The 22,013-nt window shown below is 45.3% G+C and carries 16 protein-coding genes; 11 read left to right on the top strand and 5 right to left on the bottom strand.

Translation table 11 applies throughout. The features are described from left to right. The first annotated feature begins 34 nt into the window (after positions 1–34). Positions 35–3,994, top strand: coding sequence for a pullulanase-type alpha-1,6-glucosidase (gene pulA / locus ACVA54_RS02625; RefSeq protein WP_446649380.1), 3,960 nt, complete (start codon positions 35–37; stop codon positions 3,992–3,994). 176 nt (positions 3,995–4,170) lie between these two features. Here the strand turns inward: pulA and ACVA54_RS02620 are convergent, their stop codons facing one another. From ACVA54_RS02620 to lamB, 4 genes are all read right to left on the bottom strand, one after another. Continuing rightward, the gene (locus ACVA54_RS02620; RefSeq protein WP_119464128.1) at positions 4,171–5,790 is read right to left on the bottom strand and encodes an alpha-amylase family glycosyl hydrolase; all 1,620 of its coding nucleotides are present in this window, start codon (positions 5,788–5,790) and stop codon (positions 4,171–4,173) included. 89 nt (positions 5,791–5,879) lie between these two features. Continuing rightward, a complete protein-coding gene (locus ACVA54_RS02615; RefSeq protein WP_446579214.1) occupies positions 5,880–6,398 on the bottom strand; it encodes a glycosidase in 519 nt (172 codons plus the stop codon). Between the two features lie 162 nt (positions 6,399–6,560). Further along, positions 6,561–7,391 carry a MalM family protein gene (locus ACVA54_RS02610; RefSeq protein ID WP_446649379.1) on the bottom strand — a complete coding sequence of 277 codons (831 nt, stop codon included), beginning with the start codon at positions 7,389–7,391 and terminating at the stop codon, positions 6,561–6,563. 157 nt (positions 7,392–7,548) lie between these two features. Continuing rightward, positions 7,549–8,769 (bottom strand): maltoporin LamB, encoded by a 1,221-nt coding sequence (lamB, locus tag ACVA54_RS02605; RefSeq protein ID WP_446617166.1) that lies wholly within the window; start codon positions 8,767–8,769, stop codon positions 7,549–7,551. A gap of 444 nt (positions 8,770–9,213) precedes the next feature. Between lamB and glgX the strand changes: the two genes are divergently transcribed. The 7 genes from glgX (at position 9,214) to arsB (ending at position 18,366) form a co-directional block, all read left to right on the top strand. Next, the gene (glgX, locus tag ACVA54_RS02600; protein ID WP_446617167.1) at positions 9,214–11,172 is read left to right on the top strand and encodes a glycogen debranching protein GlgX; all 1,959 of its coding nucleotides are present in this window, start codon (positions 9,214–9,216) and stop codon (positions 11,170–11,172) included. Between the two features lie 247 nt (positions 11,173–11,419). Next, positions 11,420–13,204, top strand: coding sequence for a sensor domain-containing diguanylate cyclase (locus ACVA54_RS02595; protein WP_099078501.1), 1,785 nt, complete (start codon positions 11,420–11,422; stop codon positions 13,202–13,204). 290 nt (positions 13,205–13,494) lie between these two features. Next, entirely contained in the window at positions 13,495–14,679 is a 1,185-nt protein-coding gene (locus ACVA54_RS02590) for a multidrug effflux MFS transporter (protein ID WP_099078499.1), read from the top strand. Positions 14,680–15,027: 348 nt separating this feature from the next. Further along, on the top strand, positions 15,028–15,981 hold the full coding sequence (locus ACVA54_RS02585; protein ID WP_099078498.1) for a M23 family metallopeptidase: 954 nt from the start codon (positions 15,028–15,030) through the stop codon (positions 15,979–15,981). Then, positions 15,885–16,352, top strand: coding sequence for a bactofilin family protein (locus ACVA54_RS02580; RefSeq protein ID WP_099078497.1), 468 nt, complete (start codon positions 15,885–15,887; stop codon positions 16,350–16,352). The genes ACVA54_RS02585 and ACVA54_RS02580 overlap by 97 nt, the downstream gene beginning before the upstream one ends. Positions 16,353–16,553: 201 nt before the next feature. Beyond that, positions 16,554–16,940 (top strand): DUF2541 family protein, encoded by a 387-nt coding sequence (locus ACVA54_RS02575; RefSeq protein WP_099078496.1) that lies wholly within the window; start codon positions 16,554–16,556, stop codon positions 16,938–16,940. A gap of 214 nt (positions 16,941–17,154) precedes the next feature. Then, the gene (gene arsB, locus ACVA54_RS02570; protein WP_446579207.1) at positions 17,155–18,366 is read left to right on the top strand and encodes an ACR3 family arsenite efflux transporter; all 1,212 of its coding nucleotides are present in this window, start codon (positions 17,155–17,157) and stop codon (positions 18,364–18,366) included. A gap of 129 nt (positions 18,367–18,495) precedes the next feature. Here the strand turns inward: arsB and ACVA54_RS02565 are convergent, their stop codons facing one another. Further along, positions 18,496–18,945 (bottom strand): DUF302 domain-containing protein, encoded by a 450-nt coding sequence (locus ACVA54_RS02565; protein WP_099078494.1) that lies wholly within the window; start codon positions 18,943–18,945, stop codon positions 18,496–18,498. Positions 18,946–19,177: 232 nt separating this feature from the next. Here ACVA54_RS02565 and ACVA54_RS02560 point away from each other — a divergent pair, with 232 nt between their 5' ends. The 3 genes from ACVA54_RS02560 to ACVA54_RS02550 all read left to right on the top strand — a co-directional run bounded on the left by ACVA54_RS02560 (position 19,178) and on the right by ACVA54_RS02550 (position 21,979). Beyond that, positions 19,178–21,169: a peptidase U32 family protein gene (locus ACVA54_RS02560; RefSeq protein WP_446617169.1), complete on the top strand. Its 1,992-nt coding sequence runs from the start codon at positions 19,178–19,180 to the stop codon at positions 21,167–21,169. A gap of 42 nt (positions 21,170–21,211) precedes the next feature. Beyond that, positions 21,212–21,598 carry a hypothetical protein gene (locus ACVA54_RS02555; protein WP_099078492.1) on the top strand — a complete coding sequence of 129 codons (387 nt, stop codon included), beginning with the start codon at positions 21,212–21,214 and terminating at the stop codon, positions 21,596–21,598. 135 nt (positions 21,599–21,733) lie between these two features. Then, the gene (locus ACVA54_RS02550; RefSeq protein ID WP_099078491.1) at positions 21,734–21,979 is read left to right on the top strand and encodes a DUF3297 family protein; all 246 of its coding nucleotides are present in this window, start codon (positions 21,734–21,736) and stop codon (positions 21,977–21,979) included. Positions 21,980–22,013 lie beyond the last annotated feature (34 nt).

Below are 22,013 nucleotides of genomic sequence, written 5' to 3'. Positions count from 1 at the left end.
GCCTATATACCCAAATAAAAATGGATTTGTAAACGTGGACAATAAAATATTCAAATTAACAACGATTGCTAAAACTGTATTGCCATTGTTCTCCGTCGCGGTGATCAGTGGTTGTGGCAACTCCAATGATGACACCGTTAAACCAAGTTCCGGTTTATACCCTGCGGGAGAGAACGAAGTGGTCATCTACTACAAACGCGATGTGGCCTCAACCGCAAAAAACAGTAACTATGACGGCTGGGGTCTGCACCTTTGGAATGGTGAAGGTTGTACCAGTACTGACCTAGAAGCCATGGGCATTGCAGATAGTGGCACAGATTGGGGAGCACCACTGCTCTTCACTGGCATCAGTGAAACCTACGGCGCATATTACGTACTCAAAATGGATCCTGATGCGAACGATCCTCACACATGCATGAACTTCATTCTGCACAAAGGCGATGAAAAAGCATTCGGCAGCGCAAACTCGAAAGTTGAGCTCACTAAGCTCGGCGAATCGAAAGGTCTGTTCGGTTTCCATGGTAGCAGCGAACTTTACTATGAGCCAATTGAAGAACGCCCGGTCGACATCGATGGCCAAAAAGCGCACTGGTTAGACGCGAACACGATCGCGTGGGAAGCGGCAGCAAATGCCGACATCATGAAGCTTTTCTATAGTTTGACCAACGACATCTCGATGGATGAAGACAAGCAAATCACAGGCGGTACAGCGGTTGAACTGACGAAAGCGGGTGAATTGTCTGAACCATTAAAAACGCGTTTCCGTCACCTTGCTAGTTTACCAGCCGCAGGGATCGATGTTGATACCGATACATTGCGCTCTATCCTGAAGTCACAAATCGTCATGGTGGCTTATAACGCAGATGGTGACGTTATTTCAGCAACAGAGGTACAAAAGCCTGGTGTGCTCGACGCCGTATTTGCAGATGCCAATACTGGTAACGCAATTGGAGAAACCCTTGGTGCAATCGTTGAGGGCAGCGCAGCGACATTTAAACTTTGGGCGCCAACTGCACAAAATGTCGACCTAGTCATCTACGATGAGAATTTTAAAGAAGTCTCTACGATTGAGATGACGGAAAATCCCGAAACTGGTATTTGGGCATCAGAGGCGCAGAGTCATGCCCTAAACCAATACTATCACTATAAAGTCACCGTTTATCATCCAACAACTGGTGTTGTAGAAACGCGCTTGGTGACAGACCCATACTCATTAAGCTTGTCTCAGAACTCAATGTACTCACAAGTTGTTGATCTCGATAGTGCAAACTTGAAACCAGCAGAATGGGATAACTACGTTCGCCCAACCGTTGAAAAAGACGCAGATCACGTATTGTATGAATCTCACCTTCGGGACTTCAGCTTCAGTGATAGCAAAGGAACGCCTAGCCTGAATGGTAAATATCTCGCGCTAACGGAAGCTGACCGAGAGTCGGTTACTCACCTTCAAGCACTGAAAGACGCCGGTCTTACTACGCTTCATATTCTGCCTGCCTTCGACATTGCGACCGTAGATGAAAACGCAGAGAAACGCGTAGACATCACCGATACCGTTGGCAAGCTATGTGGCATCAAACCAGCAGCATCGATTTGTGGAACAGAAGATGACGCGAAAGTCATTGAAGATGTGCTAAACCGCTACGATCCAACAACAGGCGCAGCACAAGCGTTGATGAATGATCTGCGCATGCTAGACAGCTTTAACTGGGGTTACGACCCATTCCATTACACGGTTCCAGAAGGCAGTTACGCGACGGATCCGAACGGCTCCAAGCGTATTCTGGAATTCCGCGAAATGGTGCAAGCGACCCACAAGATGGATCTGAAGCTTGTCATGGACGTGGTGTACAACCACACCAACGCATCTGGCGTAAACGACAAATCGGTTCTGGATAAGATCGTCCCTGGATATTACCACCGCCTTAACGTCAACACTGGCGGCGTCGAGAACTCAACCTGTTGTGACAACACCGCAACGGAAAACTTGATGATGGGTAAACTGATGGTGGACTCATTGCTGGTTTGGGCTGACGACTACAAAGTAGACGGTTTCCGTTTCGACTTGATGGGTCACCAACCTAAAGACGTGATGGTTTATGCGCTGGAGCAAGTTCGTAAGATTGATCCGAACACACTGTTCTATGGTGAAGGTTGGGACTTTGGTGAAGTCGCAAACAACGCGCGCTTTGATCAAGCAAATCAAATCAACATGGCAGGCACTGACATCGGCACCTTCTCTGACCGTCTCCGTGATGCGGTTCGTGGTGGTTCACCATTTGATGGTGCGGGAACCGGGTTACGCAAAAACCAAGGTTTCGGCAATGCCGCATACCCGAATGAACTGCAAACGGGTAGCCAAGACGAAATTGATGGTGCATTACACAATCAAGATCTTGTGCGTCTAGGCATGGCAGGTAACCTCGCTGACTTTATTCTTATCGATTACACCGGCGAAACTAAGCTGGGTAAAAATGTTGACTACAATGGTGCGCCAGCGGGTTACACGAAAGCGCCTTCAGAGAACATCTCTTACGTCTCTAAACACGATAACCAAACGCTTTGGGACAATAACGCCTACAAAGTGGACGCCGGAACAAGTTCAGCTGACCGTGCTCGTATGCAGTCAGTATCCCTATCCACTGTGATGCTAGGGCAAGGTATCCCATTTATCCACATGGGCTCTGAATTACTACGCTCAAAATCGATGCAGCGTGATTCTTACGATTCGGGCGATTGGTTTAACCGTGTATTCTTCGACGGCACAGACAACAACTGGAACGTTGGTCTGCCTCGTGAAGACAAAGACGGTGCAAACTGGGCGCTGATCAAAACCATCATTGGAGATAGCACAACGAAGCCAGATACAACAGACATCGAGCAAACGAAACAACAATTCCTAGAGTTACTGACAATCCGTAGTACAAGCGAACTGTTCCGCTTAGATACGGCTCAGGAAGTGATGAACCGTGTTGATTTCCATAACGTAGGTCAAAACCAAGTAGAGGGCTTGATCGTTATGTCTATCGATGACGGTACTTCGGCAGGCGCGGACCTCGACCAAAACTACGATGCCATCGTTGCCGTGGTAAACTCAACAGCGACAGAGCAATCATTCAAAGTTGAAGGTGCCACAAGCTTCGAACTGCATAACGTTCAGAAGAACTCGATGGACACAACGGTGAAAGGTGCGAGCTTCTCTGGCGATACATTCACAGTACCAGCCCTGACGACGGCGGTCTTTGTTCAGCCACAAAACGGGGCACAAGGTACTGGTCTGCCTGTGGGCGAAAAGGATGTCTCTAGCATTCCTCCGTACGGTGACACTAAGGTTTACATTCGTGGAGACATGAATGGCTGGAATCCTGTTGCGGAGTGGGAAATGTCCTTTATTGGTAACGGCATTTACTCAGTAACTGGCGTGTTAGAAGCAGGCGACTATGGCTTTAAGTTTGCCGACGGTAACTGGGGGACACCAAACTTTGGTTGTGATGCGGTTGAGTTGGCAAGCGGTTCTCTCGACCTTGGGGCTGAGGGGAACTGTCAACTATCTATTGCAGAGACAGGTAAATATACATTCATTCTAAATGCGATCCATGAACAAGATGATAACGTTGAAAAACCTGTCGTGTCGGTAACCAAAGCAGCAGATGCTCCAACATTCGGCGAAACGGCACTTTATCTACGTGGTGATGTGACCGACGCGGGCTGGGCAGCCATTGAAACCGCGAAGTTCAGCTACGTAGCGAATGATGTTTACTCACTAAACATCGACCTAACAGCAGGGACATTCGAGATGAAGGTAGCAAGCTCTGACTGGGCAGCTTCAACTAACTTTGGTGGTCAAGGTGCGATTGAGTTCGGTACGCCTCTAACAATGGAAGCTGGCAGTGCAAGTGGCAACATCAGCATCACGTTACCAGAAAATGGAAACTACCGCTTCCACTTCAATGCAGCAGATAAGACCGCGCCAATCGTAACGGTAACCAAGAACTAACCGTTAAGATTACAACAAGATAAAAGGGAAGCGTTATGCTTCCCTTTTTTATTTATGGCTCACTATTGGCCAAGTAATGAAAAAGCCAAGTGTGCAGCTATGGGGGGGTAGATAGCATCACTCGGCTTTACGTATTCAATCCTTAACCAACTATCCTTAGATAGCGTCTCAATGGCTTACTGACCGCTTGATGTGACCTTAAAGAACCGACCTTGTAACGACGACATCAGAATTTGATATTGCCCATCGCTTAGCGTGATTTTCTCGTTCGTCAATAAGTCCACCAGCGCTTGGTTACTGCCCACCTGCGTTTCGGTCAACACAACGTTTCTCGCACTTTCTAATGTGTTCAGCACAAACAGAACTTGATCATCACCTGACGTTTTCAGGTCCACATAACTTCCATTGGTTGCGACTACGTTGGTGCGAGTACCCTCGTACAAAGCAGGATGGGACGCACGCATCATCATCAAAGACTTCACATAAGCTTTTAGATCCACTTGATTCGCATCCAACGTTGCGGTGACCCCTTCGATCTTGGCGCTGCTACGAGCCACGTGATCATCACATACGCCTCGGATCGCACAGGTATGGTTGTCCTCTTTGGCAGCAAAGCCATCAACTTGGTCACCAATTTCATCACCGTAATAAAGCGTGATTGGCCCGGTGTAAGCGGCTTGGAAAGCAAATGCGGCTTTATGACGTTGCCAGTATTCCGCGTCATTAACATCAGCCAACCCACCACGTTGCAGCAAATCACCAAAGCGCACTAAATCATGGTTACCTATCATCAAGTTAGGCTGGGCATGGGCTGGGTATTGATTGTGAGTCTGATAGCCATTGTCTAGCCAATCAACATCTCGACCACCGACACCACTCTCATTTACCGCTAAGGTTTCAACCACACGATAGCGCATCGGGAAATCAAACGCAGAACAAAGTGCAGGGGTATTTGCCATTCCATAAGCATCATCCGCGATTTCAGATTCGCCTTTCCAAATTTCTGCCACCATGTAACCCAGTGGGTTGACTGGTTTGCCTTCGCTGTTGGTATAAGTCACGCTTTGTGAGGCTTCATCCACGGCTTTACGAATTTGCGTCCAAGCATCCGTCGGTACTTGGTAGGCTTGATCCAAGCGCCAACCATCAATTTTTAACTCTTTCACCCAATAAGTCGCGACTTCTTTGTAAAAGTCTAAACTTGCTGGGTAATCGACAGGATTGCTTGCACCGGAAGGTAGCAAACCCGATGGAGATGGCTTAATCAAACCGTCTTTGTGGTGACCAAACACGCCATCAAAGAAAACGTATAAGCCTCGCTTGTGCGCTTCATTAACCAACGTTCTCGCGGTTTCCAAATCGCCAAAGCGTGGATCAATCTTAAAGTAATCCGTCGCAAAGTACCCCGTTGCATCCAAACGGTCTGCCCAATGATCTTGACCATCGAGCACTTCTGACTCAAAAACAGGCGTCAGCCAAATTGCATTCATGCCTAAGTCTTGGATGTAATCGAGCGAATTAATAATACCTTGTAGATCGCCATTGTGGTGACTAGTGCCATAACCCGTACCGTGGCCAATACTCGAGTCACCATCAACAAAACTCTCTACCATGATCTGATAAGTTCGCAGCTGATTACTTTGCTCTATCACATTCGCTTGGCAAGCGTAACTCGTCTCTGGCAATGGTGTGCTACCATCACTTCCACCTGAGGAGTTACACGCGGATAAAACACCGACAACACTCAAGGCAATAAGTGATTTACCGAGCAGTTTTTTATATCGGATATGATGCATTAAAACTCTCCCAGATAAAATTAACCCCAACATGAATTACATGGTGGGGCTAATAAATAAAAAATAAAATCAAATAACCAAATGGAATATTACTTGCATTTCGAAACCATTATGGCATATGGTGACCCGTCATCTTTAAACTCTAAACTCCAAAGATATTGACCAGATTCTTTAATTTCTAATGCTGTATCGGTACCATAACCACCATAAGTCAGTTCATTTAATTGCTCGACCGACAATTGTTTACCTTTGGCAGTAAACTGCGGTTTCCATTGTTCAGCGGCATACTGCATTTTGTAGTTCCCTGGCACTTCTTCAGTAACCACTTGATAGATGTTATTTCCTTTATAGATCAGCTTGCGTTCTGCTGTGTGCTTCCAGTCTGCACTAGGAAAACTGCCAACCACAAAGATGTCTTTAGACAGTGGACCTGATTCTACTGAATCCGGCAAAGCACAATTTGTCATCATATCAATATGGGTACTCGTAAATGTAGTCATATTGTTTACTTCATCTTGAGTATTATTTACTGGTGATGTGGATGAGCAAGCAGATAAGATAGAAACAGCAGCCAAAGTACATGCTGTATGTAGAATTAATTTCTTCACGTTATATCCTTATTTTATTAAACTAAAAAATAAATAATTTAGAATGGATATATTATGAATCGAAATAAATTAAACGCTAAGAATAAATGAGATAATATGTGAAAAAGATAACTAAATGCGTAATAAAATAGCCGACTTTCTTAGCCGGCTTTTTTAAATTATCTATTTGCTATTTACTGCTTTCACAAATACTTCTTGGGCACCTTCTATTCCTAGGGCTTTTGCTTCATCAAGTAAGCTCAGTGCTTTGGGAATATCATCTAGTTTTACTGCGGCTTTAATAGCATTGTGGTAGTAAGTTCGTGTTTCAGGCTGCACTGACTCCACTACTTTAGCGGTTGCTAGGGCAACAGTAGATTCGCTGCTAGATGAGCCTATAGAGAAAAAGCTGACTCGATCGATCGAAACTTCAATTTTACCTGTGTCACTGTTTGGAACTGGAATGTCTTTTACTTCTGGTAAATAGTTGCCTCGAGCTTCAGCATCTAGGCGCGCAGGGTGAATAACATCGGTAAAGCCACCGAGATCCGCTTTGTCGGTGTAAACGACCAAGTAAACTGTATCTAGGCCGACTGGAGGGAAAAAATCTTTTTCCGCAACTAAACGATTACCCAAGTGTAGACGTGGTTTCGTGTACTCAAACTCTGCTTTGCCATAGTTCTCGATTTTTTTACCATTTTTATCGACAATAATCGCTCTTGGAACAAAAGCCGTATCTTCGATCATGCTAGTAATTTTAATGGCAAACTCACCACGATCGGCTGGCAGCTCGAATACCGCAACACGGCTATCGATATTTTGATATTTCAGCACTTGGCTCTGAGAGGTGATATCAACAATGGCAGAGCTAGGAAGCTTCATTTTTACCGCTTGAAGCTCAGAAATAACGTCGACTTGCTGCGCCTGAGCAACTTGAACTTGTTCGATAACTTCTGTGGACTGACAGCCGGCCAACGCGACACATCCACTTAACATGAGGGCACGGAAGTACATACTTTTTCCTTCTAGTTATTTTTCTAAAGGTTTTTTGTGCTGAAGCATCTTAGATTGACTTTAAGTAAACGTCTAACTTTTCAAAAACCCTTAGAAAAATAGCCGACTAACGTCGGCTATTTGAATAGGACAGCTAGATAGCTAAGTGATATCTCGATTACCACCAAGCTTCAGCTTGGATACCAAATACAAATTCAGAGTCATCGCCATTAAATGCATCTTTATTTTCACCATCTAAATGGTAAGTACCGTAAACGCGCAGTTCAGGTCGAGCCCAAAAGCTATCGCCCATGGCCCAAGCTTGAGCTACCGTAAATTTAGCATGGCTGAAATCTTCTTTAGCTAGACCTCCGTCAGAGATTTTCTCACCAGCATTGTAGCCTGCTTCAAATACAGTTCGCATTGTGTCGTTCCACTTGTACATTGGACGAACAACTGCAGAGTACTGGTCGATATCGAAGTTTTTACCAGTGTAACTACCTGCTGCTTCACCACCAATGTCGCTACCTGATAGGTATGCCAACTGGTGACCCATTTCCCAATCTTCAGCTAGGTTAACAACACCCCAGTTTAACAAACGGAAACCTGATGCACCGTTAAACGCTTCTGTACCACGAGCATAATACGCACCCGCTCCCCAGAAGTTGGCCGCTTGAACACCGTAACCATTTGTACCGTATTGAAATACTGTTTGGTTAAAGCCATTGCTCAAACCTTGATGAACGATCGCTGTAGCTAACACACCATCATCTGCCTTTTCTTTAGCATCATTTGAATCTGTTGCAAAGTTATATGCCATTGCTAGCTCAAGAGATGCATTTTCCCAAAGACCGATGTTTGCTAAACGAGCATCAAAGATATAGCCAGTAGAGTCATTATGGTCTCCATCTTGGATAAGTGCTAAAGATAGTTTTTGGTCACCAATAGATAGGTTTTCGATACCACCACCAGTACCAGAGGTATTTAAGTAGTAGAAGTCCGTAATGTGGATGTCTTTACGTTGGTAGTATGTCTTACCTGCCCACATGGTTGCTTCTTTGTCAGCAGTAATCAGGCCTTTCGCTTTTACCGCAAATTGTGCAACGTTGAAGTCGCCATCTTCCCAACCATTGGAGCCATTAGCACCAGAAGCGATCATTGATTCTAAACGCCAACTTTGTTCACCTGTTTTAAGCTCTTCAGCAAAACCAAACTCATAATAGTTATCGCTTTCGTTACCAAGACGACCAACACCATTTTTATCAACAGAAAGATCACCATTACCATTACCGCTGATAGCAGTTCCAGCACGGAAGTAACCATTGAAGTCCACTGCGAAAGCAGAACCAGCAGCCAAAGTTGCAGCCACTGCAGCAGCAATTACACTTACTTTTTTCATTCTTAACTCCATTAAGGGTATTTATAATTCTGTCTTCCCTGCTCACTCCCTGGGCGAATATAGGCAGTAAAAATGCGCCTAAAGAAAGAGAGGTAAGATGGGAACAAGTCCCCGTTTGTTTCAACGGTTTACAGATTATCCAAGGCGAACAAGAATGACGTCCTCCACCCCAAACTAATTTAGGGGGGATGAGAAGGGATGAGAAGAATTACCGAATGGCGTTTCTTAGAGTCAGATCACCAATGTGGGGAGGAATTAGTAAGTATCTCCAATTCTAGATCGCTACAAAGTGATAGCTATTTCATATTTTTGACCAAAATGGATCATAGAAAGTAATTAAATTACAGTCATATTTTTCGGCATAAGGTGGTTGACCTTAGTAAGACAAAGTTTTTTACTTATAGTTCTTAAAGGTAGCAATAAATATTAGAAAAAGACTCGCTAATGACACAACTTCTCTCTCGTCCGTACCCGCTCGGCGCAACCGTGAATCAAGAAGGTTGTAACTTCTCTGTTTACGCCCCGGGTGGTAATGACATTCAACTGGCCTTATTTTCTGACGATGGCAGTTACACTTTGTATGACTTACCCAGCGAACACGCCGGAATTCGCCACACCTTCATCGCAGATATAAAGCCGGGACAAAAATACGGTTATGTAGTGACTCATCATGATGAACCACGACTCATCTCTGACCCTTATGCAAAATCCATAGATGCCGCTCTTCACTACCGCCCTCCTTTCTCTGCCGTTAAAAGCTTCGATATGCCAAAATGTGTCGTCATTGAGGACACCTTTGATTGGCAAGGAACCGAGCATCCTCGCATTCCACGTGAAGAAATGGTGCTATTTGAAACGCACGTTAAGGGATTAACACAGCAGCATCCAGAGGTCCTAGAGGCCACGAAAGGACGTTACTTAGGGTTAGCATCATCAGAGATGCTAGCGTTTTATAAACAACAAAATATCAACACGTTACAATTACTCCCCGTTGCAGCGTGTATGCATGAACCGCATCTACTCAAGATGGATAAGGTGAATTACTGGGGCTACAACCCATACCTGTTTATGGTGCCAGACCCACGCTACGCAGAAAATGACGCAGTAACGGAGCTAAAAACCACCATCCGAGAGTTACACAAACATGGCATCGAAGTGATTCTCGACGTGGTCTATAACCATACGGCTGAAGGTGGTGATGGTCCGACGACCTTCAACCTTAAAGCGCTCGACCCACATTTTTACATCAAACACGGCCAGCACTTCGCAAATTTTACCGGTTGTGGTAACACCGTAGATTTGACTTACCAACCCGCACTGAATTTAGTGATGGATACCCTACGCTACTGGGTGAGTGAGTTTAAAGTTGACGGTTTCCGATTCGATTTAGCGGCTACACTAGGTCGTCAGGGCGACGATTACAATCCAGACGCTGCTTTCTTCAAAGCCGTGGCGCAAGATCCCGTGCTGCGTGAAACCAAACTGATTGCCGAGCCTTGGGATATTGGTCCGAATGGCTATCAAGTTGGCAATTTCCCATTTGGTTGGAATGAGTGCAATGACAAACTGCGCGATATTGCTCGCAGCTTCTGGCGAGGTGATCAAGGTTACTTAAAAGAATTTGCCACTCGCTTGATGGGTTCGCGTGATATTTACAGCGCTGCGAATTGGCCTTACAAACTCACGGTTAACTACATCACGTATCATGACGGTTTCACACTGCAAGATTTGGTCTCGTACAAGCAAAAACACAACGAGGCCAATGGGGAGCAAAACCGCGATGGTCATGGTGATAACCGCTCCGAAAACTACGGTGTAGAAGGCGAAAGCGAGAACTTAATCATCATAGCGACACGTGAGAAGCAAAAACGCAACCTCATGGCGAGTCTGCTGTTTGCGTTTGGTATTCCGCATATTCTTACCGCCGATTTGTTATCTCATACCCAACGAGGCAACAACAATGCGTACTGTCAGGATAACGACATCAGTTGGTTAGACTGGTCTAAATCCGAGCGAAAGCATCACTTTATGGCTTGGATGTCGCAGATGGTTGCTAACCGCAATCAGTACATGGTGCCATTCATTCGAGCGTTCAGTGGTGAGCATCGCAACAACAATCGCATTTTTTGGCATCGAACCGATGGTAGTTTAATGGAGCATGACGATTGGAACCGTTTAAGCTCCGTTGCACTTCACTTGGGTATTGGCAAAAAAGGCCAAGAGCTGGTTTATCTGATCAACCAAACCAATGCGCCAGCGCGCTTCAAACTGCCCAGTGATCGTGCTCAAGAATGGGTAACCATCTGCAATACCAACGTCCGAAATCTAAACCCTGGGCATGCTAAAGGCGAGGTACTGTTGTCACCGACATCAATGATGATACTCCACTATCAACCTAAATAGCATCACCTAACCAGCATGAGTCCGCGATTCAGTATGTTAAATTGCGGGCTTATGTTAATGGGTATTCAAAGTCAAACATGAGCTAACGGCATAAGCGCACACCTCTCTGATACAGTTTTGATGGCAATTTAGTCAGAGCAGATACCGCCAATTTATTAAACACACCATACGCATTGATGCGCAATTGAAACTAATCTAGTATTGCTGTCCAAATCACACTTATAATATTTGCAGCGTTATTTGGCATATGGCTTTACCCAAATTTTTGATCCGTTTTATACGGCCTTACCTGCTGCTACTGGCAGGTTTCATTGTTTATTTGTCTTACGATCAACTGAGCGACTCAGAGTCGTTAGTTTATCGACAATCTCAAACCAATCTGATCACCGCGAACCGGCTAATACAATCACGAATAGAAGCCGCTTTCAGCAAATTCTATTTGTTGGAGTCCGCATTAAAAGCCAATCAACACAACCCAAACAGTCTCGAGTTTACTAACTTGAGTAATAGCATCATCGATTACTCATCACTGTACTCTGCGGTTCTTTACTCAGAGATAAATCATCCAGTAGCGTACTTCCCTTCTGGCCACGTAGCACAACCCGACACAACCCGGCTGACCTGGAATAAACTCAATACCCTCCACGAGGATTTTTATATCTCATCCCTTTATCAAAACCCACAGCAACGTTGGGTATTCGCGATTAAGCATATAAACCCAACACTCAAGCATCAGTTATGGCTAGAATTCGACTTATTCCATACCACCCAGCAACTCCGTGGCTTGAAAATACTCAGTAATGGGTACGTATTCGTTGTTGATCGTGATACTGAACGCTTAGTCTTCCATCCCGACCCAAGTCGAATTGGTGATCCTTCGGTTAGCTTCCATGGTGGAATCAGTAAAAAAGTTGATGATGGGCAACTGTTTGGTAAACACGAATACTACTACCAAGACCATTTTAAACTCTCTGTATTCGATGCTGACAATAGCATGAACTGGGTGTTCATCGCAGGCACAGACCGAGCAGACATTTTTAACAGCAGCTATCCATTTGCATTAATCTCCGGCGTGGTTGCCTCCTTACTCGCACTGGCGATCAGCATTCACTACCTCACTTCACAACTGCATGGCTCCTTAGGTGACTTAAATGGCGTGAAGAACGTAGATGAATTTAAAGCTCAATTGAAACAGGTCCTCAATCGCTTTTGCTACCATCGCGGAATTCAACTGTGCCTCTATGACAGCACCAATTACGGCATTTACATTCTCGACTATCACGGAAACAGACGGCGAGTTCTAACAGATGAGACGTGCACTACACGCTATTCCAAAACTACGCTAACCATCCGCAGTAAAAAATGTAATGACTTGCTTGCTAAGAAACTTAAGATCAACAACAAACACTACTGCATGCCATTATTTGACGGGCACGACCTGATGGCTGTGGTTTATATAAATTGTCGCTTCTCAACCTACAAATACGTACTTAGGTTGATACAATGCTATGCCCAAACAGCACTCGCCAATCTACGCCTACGTGAACGTTTACGTCATCAAGACCCGATAACTCAGTTGGAAAATAAAACGTGTTTGGTAACCCACATTGCCCGAGAACTGGGCACTGAAAACCGTTTCGTCGCGATGATCGATATTGATAACTTTACCTACATCAACGATAAGTATGGTTACCCCGTTGGTGACCTAGTGCTGAAGAAAACCGCCGATGTACTCCGAGAGTATTTTCCTAAACCAAAGGGGGTTTGTCTTGCGCGTTATGGTGGCGAAGAATTCATGCTTCTCTTACAAGCCAATGATGGACTCGATGCGCAGCAACAATTGGACAATTTTAGAATCGCTCTTCAAAACAGCCACCTATCACTAGGCTGTGGTGAACTTCGCTTTACCGCCAGCATCGGCTTTACGCCTCTGGAAGAGAGCTATCACAACGTCATAGACCAAGTTGAGAAAGCGCTTTATCAAGCGAAGCGACTCGGTAGGAACCGCGTGATCCAACTCAACGCAGCATAACGGCATATCAAAAAGCAAAGCCAGAGCTCGATTTTCACTCTGGCTTTTCTTTAGCCAATATTCGAAACTTTCTCTAGGCTCTCCTGATTAGCCAGCTTGCAGTTCTGTATTTTGAAAAACACCGCCTCGTTACCCATTGATTTACCACGCGCTTCACTTTCGTTGCTTATTGAGCACCGCATTCGTTGTTGAGATAAGCTTAGCCCCTTACCCATGGCTTCATTTGGTATTGTCAGCATTAATGAACTTCTGTATGTTGATGCCTCCACCAAAAGAGGCTCACCGCGATCATGAACCGCCCGATTGATTTTAAAACCATCCTACTGGCGTGTTTGATCATCAGTGTTGGTCAACTCAGCATGGGTTTGGTCTTTCCATCTTTACCCTGGATCGCCAAAGACTTTGATATCTCCCTCGACCAAGCTCAGCTACTGGTGAGTATTTACTTACTTGGCTTTGGCCCTTCCCAATTTATTTATGGTCCTGTATCAGATGCGCTTGGACGAAAGAAAGTACTACTGACCGGTTTGCTGATCGCCATGTCTGGTCTTTTGATGATCATCTTCTACAGCCATAGCTTTACTGGCATGGTGATGGGACGTTTCTTACAAGGTTTAGGCACCGGTTGTTGTGCCGTATTGGCGCGGGCATCCACTCGCGATCGTTTTAGTGGCTCGGAGCTGCCCGTCGCCATGTCTTACATTGCGATGGCCGCATCGATTACGCCCCTCATCGCGCCAGTGCTTGGTGGCTTCATTAACTTCCATTTTGGCTGGAGCATGGTATTCATTTCACTATTAGGGTACGTGTCGTTTGCTTGGGCCATTATTGCGCTGCGTTTTCAGGAAACCATCGCGCACCCAACTCCCATTCCCTCACCAAAGAAGATGCTGCTGCAATATCGTGATTTGCTCACTTCACGCTACTTTATGAGCTTCGCCAGCATAGGTTGGCTCAACTTCAGTTTGATGATCACCACGGTATCCGTGATGCCGTTCATCATGCAAAACCAAATCGGCATGACATCAGACGAATACGCAATGTGGGCATTGATTCCTGCTTTTGGCATGATTTGCGGCACCAGCCTGTGTAACCGTATTCGCCCAATGATTGGCAGTAAAAGAACGCTATTGATGACGCCAGCTTTGCATATAAGTTCAGCGTTATGGCTATTCTTCTGTCCCGTTGAACCCGTTTACTTAATGTTGGGGCAGCTATTGATGATCTTAGGCAACTCGATCGCCTTACCTTGTGCGCAAGCGATGGTCATGCAGCCTTATAAAAAACAAGCAGGTGCGGCGGCAGCCATGTCCGGTGGTGGCCAAATGGTGGTGTCATCGATAGTAAGTATGACGCTGATGCAGTTAGGTCTAAGCCAAGCCTGGCACCTATCATTGGTCATTATGGCGTTCAGCGTCATCACGCTCACCAATATCCTGCGCGGTTTTGGTACGGAGCAGCCTTCAGAGCAGTAAATATGCTTCTTTTCGTTCACCTTTTACGCACTAAGAAAGGATGTGTATCACCGAGCCAATGATGGTACTGGACTGGACAGTTTAACTTAGGTTGATTTTGTTATGCGCGCCTCTACTGAAAAACTCTCGAATCAGGCGAGTTCTTGCCCTCTACCTTAGAATGAAGCAAAGCTAGCGACCAAAATGGCGGCAAGATTAAATTCGACTAACCACTTTTCTTCATTGTCTGAAAACAGCTCACGACCTGACATTTCGCTCTATAACAGAACTAGCGACCTTCCTCACTTTTGCTTACAGTCGAAACCTCCTAATGACGAGGTTTGTAAAACACACGATCCGTAGAGAATTATGAAAGATCAGCTGACGCTCTCCATCTCAACCATTAATGGCTCTAAGCATTGGTACTTCAGTAAAGCGATGCAACGCAATTTAAAAACCTTTTTCGGTCTATTTTTGCTAGCGTTAGGGGCAACCGCATTCCTGATCAATCACCTCTACACTCGTGTCGATGATGCCGTGCTTAAGCAAGCTCAAATGACAGAACACTCACGCAATATCGGGCAAGAACTGAATGATTTAAAAGCACTCAAATCAGAACTTGAGAGCGACTTATCTGAGCGGGAAGAGCGAGTCCAACTTGTATCTGAACGCCTTGGTGATCTGGAAAAAGTACTTGGCGTGAGCAACCACACCGCTAACGACAGCTTAGACACCCGCTTCGACACCGCCGCCATTACTTCGAATGTTCGCATGGTGATGCTAAATCAAATTCCTAGTGGATCTCCGGTTGAAAAAGCTCGCCTTTCTTCTGGCTTTGGTAAACGTATCCACCCTGTCACTAAAGTCTCAAAGATGCACCGTGGATTAGACTTTGCCGTCAACATCGGTACCAAAATCTATGCGCCTGCCGATGGCGTCGTGGAAGTCACTCGCAGAAGCAACAAAGGCTCTGGTAACTTTCTTAGATTGCAGCACTCATTTGGCTTTTCGAGCTCCTATTCACATCTGAAAGCGTTCAAAGTCAAAAGCGGTCAGTTTGTAAAGAAGGGGCAGCTTATTGGGCTCTCCGGCAACAGTGGGCTTTCATCTGGACCTCACCTCCATTACGAAGTGCGCTTTGTCGGACGAGCACTAAATCCAAAGACCTTTGTCGATTGGAACCTCAATGATTTTGAAGATATATTTACTAAGGAACGAAATATACGATGGGAATCTTTAATCAAAACCGTGGAACAACGAGTCGCTCAGCAGCTTCAACTCTCATCGCCAAAGGTTGTACTGTTAGCGGAGAACTCAAAGTAGAAAGCGACATTCAGATTGACGGTCTACTCAGTGGTCAGATCCATGTTGAAGGCACTTTGGTCATCGCAGAGAGTGGACGAGTCAAAGGTGATATCTTCGCTAACCACTTGATTGTTAATGGCATCATCGATGGAAATTGTCATTCTGAGCATATCCAAGTGCTTGCAAAAGGTCGCGTTAGCGGTAAGATTTGGAGCAACAACCTGAGCATTGAACCTGGCGGTAAATTCTTTGGTGAAGCCGCAGAATTACCAGACAAAGAAGTGGTAACACTGCAAAGCAAAACGTCTGAAAGCACGGTTAAGAAAGCACCAGTTAAAAAAGCGAACACAGCAAACAGCGAAAAGCAGGCGGCTTCTAAAAGCGCTTAACAAGATGTTTTGTACCCAAGTATCCTCAAGATACTTGGGTATTGTCTGGTGATGATATGGCTAGTTGGTTCATCTAGTCGTCAGCTTTTTCAGAGAAAAGTCAACGCCAGGTAAAACATGACTCACATCACAAAATTTTTCTATCTGATATTCATTCTTCTCGACTATGATTCGCGCTCCTTAATTAGGTTGTTAACTTGAATGAAACTATTTACTACTCTTTTAAGTGCAGCTATCGCTGCAACACTACTGGCATCACCAGCACACGCTGATGACAAATTCACTCTAGGTCGCACAATTTTACTTGAGCACGGTAACCTTGCAGCAAAAATCCCGATGGTTATTTGTCGCAATACTAATGCGATCAAAGTGAAGGCAGAGAAAGACCTAGAATTGAGAAAGGTCGTGGTGAAGTTCCAAAATGGTGATGAGAAAACCATTCGCTTCCACCGCGATCTAAAGAAGAACAAAACGACCGACTGGCGCCACTTCGGTTACCGTCGTTGTGTGAAAAACATTGAAGTTTACGGTAATTCTGAAGGCTCGAAGGCGGGCGTTCGTGTTTACGGTAAAGAAAAGAACGATTAATTTTTTACGTTCAAAATACCAGATTTCAAAAGGTGACCATATGGTCACCCTTTTTTTATCCCCAGATCACCTCACTGAGCCAAATACTTCAAGTTGGCTTGGGTATAGAGCTATTCGTCAGAATATTTTTTTTGGTTCTCAATAATATCCAACCTATTCACATTGCAACTATACTCACATTAAAAGGGCAACCATGTGCTTATGAGGAAAACTGATGAGTGGCATAGAAAAATCGATGCACGACCGCACCATGACAAGTGTATTTGAACGATACCTGACCGTATGGGTTGGGCTGTGTATCGTTATTGGTATCGCCCTTGGCAAAATCGCGCCTAATCTGGCCAGCACACTCGATGGCATGGCCATTTATGTTAATGGGGCTCCCGTCATTTCGATTCCCATTGCCATCTGCCTTTTCTTCATGATGTACCCCATCATGGTAAAAATTGATTTTACTCGTGTCGTCAAAACCGGACAGAGTGGTAAGCCTGTATTTCTGACACTATTTATCAACTGGTGCATCAAGCCTTTTACTATGTATGCCATTGCCATGCTGTTCTTAGGCATCTTATTGAAAGGTCTGATCGGTGATAATGCGGTGGATCTGGTCAAAATGCCATTAGGTCTAAACCTACCCGTTGGCACAGCGTATGGTGACGGAATTGTTGTCCTGAAAGACGGTATAAAAATGCTTCAGATCCCGCTTTGGCGAAGCTATTTTGCCGGATGCATTCTGCTTGGTATTGCTCCCTGCACCGCCATGGTTTTGGTTTGGGGTTATCTGGCAAGAGGGAATGATGGACTGACTCTCGTCATGGTTGCGATCAACTCGTTGGTCATGCTGGTTTTGTATGGGGTTCTTGGCGGCTTTTTACTCGGCATTGGTCAACTTCCGGTGCCGTGGCAAGCACTGCTGCTCTCGGTCACCATCTATGTGGCGCTTCCACTGATTGCGGGTTATTTTTCCCGTAAATGGATCATTAACCATAAAGGTGAAGAGTGGTTTAAAGAGAAGTTTCTGCATATTCTTACGCCAATTACCATTGGTGCACTACTGCTCACTCTCGTGCTACTTTTTAGCTTTAAAGGTGAAACCATTCTAAACAACCCACTGACAATTCTTTGGATCTCGATTCCGCTTTTTATCCAAACAGTATTTATCTTTGCTCTAGGATACTTCGCAGCAAAACTCCTAAATTTATCCTATGAGGATGCAGCACCAGCAGCGATGATCGGTGCATCCAATCACTTCGAAGTAGCGATTGCAACCTCGGTAATGATTTTCGGACTTTCATCCGGCGCCGCTCTGGCCACCGTGGTCGGGGTTCTGATTGAAGTGCCAGTGATGTTAATGCTGGTAAGTATATGCAAGCGTACTTCAGGATGGTTTACTGTCACCAAGTCACGCGTCACTAAACAACCTTGAGATGCTTGTCAGCGAAAGAAGCTCGATTTGCAGACGCAATAGTCACGTTAAGAAATACACTCTCGTAAGCCGAAAAAAACATCCACACCTTCACCCATTAATGCCCGGGCTTTGGATCGCCATACACCGCTATTGCGCTGCCGCATTGGTCAGTTGGCCCAACACGCTACTCACTTTCGCTAAGACCTCATCACAACCTTCAATATTGTGCCGCAGCTTAAGGTAATCCGGGTTATTGTAAACAAGCCATGCTTGACCGTGGACATCTTCATACACCAACACTTTTTGCGGTAAGTCGATAGCGACCTCCTGAGAGCAGAGCATCAGCGGCGTCCCTACTTTGGGGTTGCCAAATACGATCACTTCTGTGGGCCTGAGAAGCATGTCTGCTTTGTCCGCATTCTCATGATGATTGATACGCGCAAAAACATTGAGGCCTTTCTCTTGTGCGATAGAAACCAATTTATCGGCGGTATCTTGCACGGAATGCTGACTCGCGACTCGAATCAGGCTCTCTTGCGCCAAGACAGTAAATGAAGCCAATACTGCGGCTAACCCCATGGTGATCACTTTCAACATTTGTTAAGCCTTGCTCTTTGCATAATAACAATACTATAGAAGCCAACCTCTGCCGTTGCGAACTTGAGTGCCTCTCTATTGAAACTCAAGCAACTTCGGGATGCTTGGGTTTCTCAACAGGCAAGATGAGCGTGATTAATTGATTCAGATTAATAAAGTGTTAACTAATTAAGAATAGAAAATGTGAAACCCGTAAAATACGTGCCTATTTTTAGTGAGCAAGAGATAACGAGTGACACGCGATCAATTTGAGTTATTAGCGCCAGGTGGCGATTTAGACTCCATCAAAGCCGCCATTGCTGCCGGTGCCGACGCCATTTACTGTGGTTTAGACCGCTTTAATGCCCGCAACCGTGCAACCAACCTCACCTTAGATAACTTAAATGGTGTGTTAACACTTGCACATCAGCACAACTGTAAGATTTTCCTGACTCTGAACGTGCTGATCCTAGAGAGCGAGATCCCTGCTATCGTTCGCTTGCTCAGTCAATTAAACACCACCACGATTGACGGTGTGATCGTGCAAGATCTCGGCCTTGCCTATATTCTTAAGCATCACTTCCCTGACCTAGATGTGCACGCCTCTACGCAGCTGAACACCCATAACGAAGGGCAAATCTTGTTCCTCAATCAGTTAACAGCAAGCCGCGTAAACCTATCTCGCGAGCTAAACATCGATGAGATCAAACATCTGGCTCAATTTGGTCGTGAGCACGATGTGATGATGGAAGTGTTCGTACACGGATCTTACTGCATTGGTTTTTCAGGGATTTGTTACATCAGCTCGGCACGTAATGGTGCATCCGGTAACCGTGGTCGTTGCAGCCAACCTTGCCGTGAACAGTACGAGACAACCAAAACGGGCAACAGCTACCCGCTCAACATGAAAGACAACTCCGCATTTGGCGATTTACAAGCCCTTGCCGATGCGGGCGTTTACTCGTTGAAAATAGAAGGTCGCATCAAAAAATCCCACTACGTTTACACGGTGGTCGATAACTGGCGTAAACAGATTGATCGCTTGTGCGAAGGCGTAGAACTGTCGAGCGACACCACCGAACTGTACACCGTTTTCAACCGTGATTTCTCCAACGCATTTTTGCAAGGCGATTTCGGTAAAGCGATGTACATCGACAACCCTCGTGACCACGCCGTGAAGCACTTCTCAAAAATCTATAAATGCGAATCCGCAGACGATGTACAAATCGTGAAGAAAAAGCTGTACGACGACAAAACGGCAATCATTGAGAAAGTGACAGAGAAGACGCAATACTTCAACGTGACGGCAACGCAAGTTTCTGGCAGCAGCCTAAAAGGCGCAATTGATGTACCTACCTTGCCTGCCCTGCCTCAACCAGAAGTACGTGAAGGCGCACCGAAACTGTCGGTGTTGGTTTCATCAGCAGAAGACACCGCTTTATGCCGTTACACCGATGTGGATGTGTATTTTCAGCTACCGATGGGATTATCGGGTGAGCTAAGCGTAATGATCGCGTTATTCTTGGCCAATCCAACGCTCAAACCTTGGTTCCCAGCTATCTTGATTGGCGACGATTACCAAGCAGCGCGCGTATTTCTAGAAACAATAAAGCCAGAACTGTCGATCACCAATAACTCTGGCGTTGGCCTAATCGCACAACAGCTAGGGCTCGGTTGGGTGGCTGGCCCGCAAATGAACACGGTGAACTCGTACTCGTTCAAATGCTTGCAAGAAGAGTTTGCCGCCAGCGGTGCATTTGTCTCCAACGAGCTAAACATGAAGCAGATGCGTCATATCAAACGTCCACAATCCATGCGCAGCTACTACAGTATTTACCACCCCAATACACTGCTCACTAGCCGCCAGTGTTTGTTCCAACAGACCGAAGGTTGCCGCAAGATTAAAGTAAACAAGGGCTGCTTGAAGCGTTGTGATAAGCGCACGTCAATCATCAATCTAAAAGACAACCCATATGTGGTGCAAAAGCAGAAAGGCAGCCATAACTCAATCTACAGCGAACACAACGTGTTGAACCTGCAAGTACTGCAAGATTTACCGCAATTGTTTACTGACGTGTTGATAGACTTACGTGATATACAGACAGAAACCAACGTCACTGTAACGAAACCTGAGCTGATTGATGCCTTTAAGGTACTGCTTGCACAACACAATGCGCCCAATGCTGAAGCACTAGAAACAATGGTTCACCCAACAGCAAATGCCCAGTATTTGAAAGGTTTGTAAGCGAATCTCTTCCGATTCGCCCGCACAATTTATGGAAGACTTATGCACCCAATGAAACAAGAAACGCTTAACTATTTTGATGATTTGAATTACAGCATCGTTACGCAATCCGAACAGGTTTATGAGTTAAAACAAAACCGGACGGGGTTAACGGTAGAGCTGAACTTCTCTGTACTGAGCAAAGGTAAACTACCAAGGGAATATGAGCAAAAAACCGATAAGAAGCTCTATTTCCTTGATATCACTGATATCGAAAGCATCGGATTCGAAACTCTCGAGCCTTTTGCTATCGGATTAGGTGAGCATTGTTCTATGGTGGTGTTTGAAGAAGAGTTCTTCGAGCAAAGCATGAAAGAGATTTGGATGTTCTTGTCTAACGACCCTCGCGATCGCGATGTGTTCAACAACAGTAAATTCTATAAACCTTAAAATAACCATGCATGGGCGTGTTATAAAACGTTACACAAGGAAAGGTTGTACAATGTAGTACTGACACTTCTTGAACACTCGCCGTGCACTGACTACAATAGCGCACATTTTTTACGGACTTCAAGGTCACATAACATGACAGATACAACTAAACCAGCTCTACCAGATCACCTAGCAGGCAACCCACGTAGCCCATTCTTTGTTAAAGAATGCTTCGAGCACCAAATCGGTATCCGTTTTAACGGCCAAGAGCGTACTGACGTTGAAGAATACTGCATCAGTGAAGGTTGGGTAAAAATCGCGTCTCCTAAAGCAAAAGACCGTTTCGGTAACCCAATGCTGATCAAACTAAAAGGTACGGTTGAAGCGTACTACGTGTAAGCGACCTAAACAGCTAAAAGCCTGAGACCCGTCT

The organism is Vibrio sp. PNB23_22_6, assembly GCF_052877535.1.
The sequence above is the reverse complement of the archived record's forward strand: the minus strand, read 5'-3'. Positions and strand labels throughout refer to the sequence as shown.